The following is a 3,489-nucleotide window of genomic DNA, read 5'->3' on the forward strand; positions in this document are numbered from 1 at the left end:
GTGCCCGGGTCGCCCGCTGGGCCGCGACCAACGGCGCCCAGCACCTCGTCCTCACCGGCCGCCGAGGACCCGACGCCCCCGGCGCAGCAGAACTCCGCGATGAACTCGCCGCCACGGGCGTACGGGTGACCATCGCGGCCTGCGACGTCGCCGACCGCGACGCTCTGGCACAGCTCGCCACCGGCCTTCAGACCGACGGAACCCCCGTCCGTACCGTCGTCCACGCCGCAGGCGTCGGTCAGATCACTCCGCTTGCCGAGATCGGTGGTGCTGAGCTGGTCGACGTACTGCATGCGAAGGTCACCGGCGCGGCCAACCTGGACGCCGTCTTCGCGGACACGGAACTCGACGCGTTCGTTCTCTTTTCCTCGATCGCGGCGGTGTGGGGCAGTGGTGGGCAGGCGGGTTACGCCGCCGCCAACGCCTACCTCGACGCCCTGGCCCAGGAGCGCCGGGCCCGTGGCCGGGTCGCCACCTCGATCGCCTGGGGCCCCTGGGGCGGCGGCGGACTCGTGGATGTCGCGGAGGAGGAGATGCTGCGCCGTCGTGGTCTGCCCGTCATGGAGCCGGGCAGTGCTCTGACCGCGCTCGCGCAGGCGCTGACCGGTGACGAGACCTGCCTGGCCGTCGCCGATGTGATCTGGAACCGCTTCACACCGGCATTCACGGCCATGCGGCCCAGCCCGTTGCTGGGTGACCTGCCCGAGAACCAGCGGCTCGCCGAGGAGGCCGCCCAGCAGGAGCAGGCCCCGGCGGCCGGCTCCGGCGACGCGGCCGCCGCCCTGCGGGAGCGCCTTGTCGCTGCCGGGAACGAGGCGGCCCGCGACGAAATTCTGTTCGAACTCGTGCGCGGTGAGACCGCCCGGGTGCTCGGAATCGCGACACCCGCGCAGATAAAGCCGCGGCGTGGATTCGTCGAGATGGGCTTCGACTCCCTCATGGCGGTCGAACTGCGCAACGGGCTCACGAAGCAGACCGGATTCAAGCTTCCCGCGACTCTGATTTTCGATTTCCCGACATCCGTCGACCTCGTCCGTCATCTCGGTGAGCAATTCGCCCAGCAGAACGCGGGCCCGGCCGGTGGGCCGGTGAACGGATCCGAAGCCGTGGCGGAGATCGAAAAACTTGAACGCGTTCTCACGTCCATTTCCTCGCAAGCCGTGGACGGAGCGGACATCACCAAGCGACTGGAAGCTCTCCTGTCCCGCTGGAACGCGGCACAAGGGGCGAACCGGAGCAATCCGGAGCCCATGGCCGATGACCTGCTCGCCGCCGCGTCCCCGGACGAGCTGTTCGAACTCATCCAGCGCGAGTTCGGAAAATCCTGAGCGTGAACAACGGTCGGGTCAATGAGTGATCAATCAGAGATCGATGAGTGATCGATGACCGGTCAACGCCTGAGCGGCACCTGATCGGCACCTGATCGACGCCCGAGCAATGTCTGAGCAATGTCTGAGATTTCTTCTTTCGATTTCGATGAGGAGGCACAAAGTGCCAGAAACGGACACAGCCGCACCTGACGCGGTGATGGTCGAGGATCTCGTCAAGGAGTACCTGCCCGGCATGCCCCGGGCGGTCGACGGGCTGAGCTTCACCGTGGCGCGTGGCGAGGTCTTCGGCCTCCTCGGCCCCAACGGAGCGGGCAAGACCACCACCATCCGCATGCTCACCACGATGGCCAAGGCCACGTCCGGCCGGGCCACCCTCGACGGCATCGACGTGATCGCCCACCCCGACCGGGCACGGGGTGTACTGGCGGTCGTCCCGCAGCACAACAACCTGGACCGTTCGCTGACGGTCCGGCAGAACCTCACGTTCCACGCGGCGTACCACGGCCTGAGCCGCTCCGAGCGGCGCCGCCGAGCCGACGAGCTGCTGGAGCGGATGCAGCTCACCGAGAAGGCCGACTCGCTGGTGGACCAGATGTCGGGCGGTCAGGCGCAGCGCGTGATGATCGCCCGAGCCCTGATGCACGACCCGAGCGTGATGTTCCTCGACGAGCCCGCCACCGGCCTGGACCCGCAGGCCCGGCTCTTCGTGCACGACCTCGTCGAGGAGCTGGGAAGTCAGGGCGTGACCGTCGTGATCACCACGCACGACATGGACGAGGCGGCCAAGGTCTGCGACCGCATCGGCATCGTCGACCACGGCAAGCTCCTGACCGTCGACACGCCCGACGGCCTGATCCGCTCGCTACCGGGCGGCACGGTACTCACCCTCAAGCTGAACCTCCTGGACGAGACCCCGGAGTCCGTCACCGAGGCGCTCACCGCCGTGCCGTGGGTCGCGGCTGCCGAGTTCGTGACGGGCGGCGCCCCCGCGACGCCCCCCTTCCCGGGCATGCCGGCCCCGGAACCGGAGGAGGACCGCTTCGTGATCAGCGTCGAGTCCGGCGCCGGTGACGTGCTGCCCGGAGTGTTCAAGGTGCTCGGCGAGCTGAACTGCGAGGTCAAAGACCTCACCGTCCGTGAGGCAAGCCTTGAGGACGTCTTCATTCACATGACTGGTAGGGGACTTCGGTGACTGTCACGACAACCACGAGCGCCACGACCGACGGCCCGGCCGAGCCCCCGGCCGACGCCACGACAGCCGCAGTGACGTCCACCGCATCCGCTGCGGCCGCCGTGCCCACTGCCCGCGTCGCGCGCACCCCGGCCGCCGCGCCCACCGGCCCGCGGAAGGTCTCGCAGGGCCGCATCCTCGGGTCCATCCTGTGGCGCGACATCCTGGTCACCGCCCGCCAGCCCTGGCTGTTCCTCGCGGAGGCGCTGCTCCAGCCGCTCTTCATCCTGTTCATCTTCGGCAAGGTCCTCGCCGACATGGACTACGTGGACAGCACCTACGTTCCGCTGCTCCTGCCCGGCATCGTGGGCCTGACCGCCTTCATCAGCGCCCTCCAGGCCACCGCGCTGCCCCTGGTCATGGACTTCTCGTACTCGAAGGAGATCGAGGACCGGCTGATGGCCCCGGTGGGGATCCGGCTGGTGGCCCTGGAGAAGATCGTCTTCGGTGGCATCCGCGGCTTCATCGCCGCCGCCCTCATGGTTCCCGTGGGCATCCTCGTACTCGGTGTGTCCTGGTGGCCGGCCGCCACCCTGCCGCCGATCCTGGCCGTGCTCGTGCTCGGTTCGCTCCTCGGCGGCGCCCTCGGCCTCGTCCTCGGCACCGTCGTCCCGGCCCGGCGCGTCGGCGTGGTCTTCGGCCTCGCCCTGACCCCGCTGATGTTCACCGCGGCCGCCCAGTACTCGCTGCTCAGCCTGCACGGGCTGAAGTGGTTCCAGGTGGTCGTCGGCATCAACCCGATCACGTACATCAACGAGGGCCTGCGCTCGGTCCTCCTCGACAAGGTGGACTCCGTACCGCTCGGCATCGACCTCGCCGTCCTCGCTGCCGCGATCGTGGTGGCCTCGGTGGTCGGTATCCGCGGCTTCACCCGCCGCGCCGTCGACTGACCGGGCAAGCACATATGGCTGTGGGCGGCACCCGATC

General features: G+C 68.9%; 3 protein-coding genes. All 3 read left to right on the forward strand.

Features of this window, described 5'->3' with window-relative positions; all coding sequences use genetic code 11:
- Window positions 1-1,328, forward strand: a 1,328-nt coding sequence (locus ACFVH0_RS40405) for an SDR family NAD(P)-dependent oxidoreductase (protein WP_385828423.1), incomplete at its 5' end; no start/stop codon positions are given.
- A 163-nt stretch (window positions 1,329-1,491) separates the two neighbouring features.
- Window positions 1,492-2,523 (forward strand): ABC transporter ATP-binding protein, encoded by a 1,032-nt coding sequence (locus ACFVH0_RS40410; protein WP_385828424.1) that lies wholly within the window; start codon window positions 1,492-1,494, stop codon window positions 2,521-2,523.
- Window positions 2,520-3,452: an ABC transporter permease gene (locus ACFVH0_RS40415; RefSeq protein WP_385828425.1), complete on the forward strand. Its 933-nt coding sequence runs from the start codon at window positions 2,520-2,522 to the stop codon at window positions 3,450-3,452. The genes ACFVH0_RS40410 and ACFVH0_RS40415 overlap by 4 nt, the downstream gene beginning before the upstream one ends.
- Window positions 3,453-3,489 lie beyond the last annotated feature (37 nt).

It is taken from the genome of Streptomyces sp. NPDC127117, from assembly GCF_042677325.1.
Classification (GTDB): Bacteria; Actinomycetota; Actinomycetes; order Streptomycetales; family Streptomycetaceae; genus Streptomyces.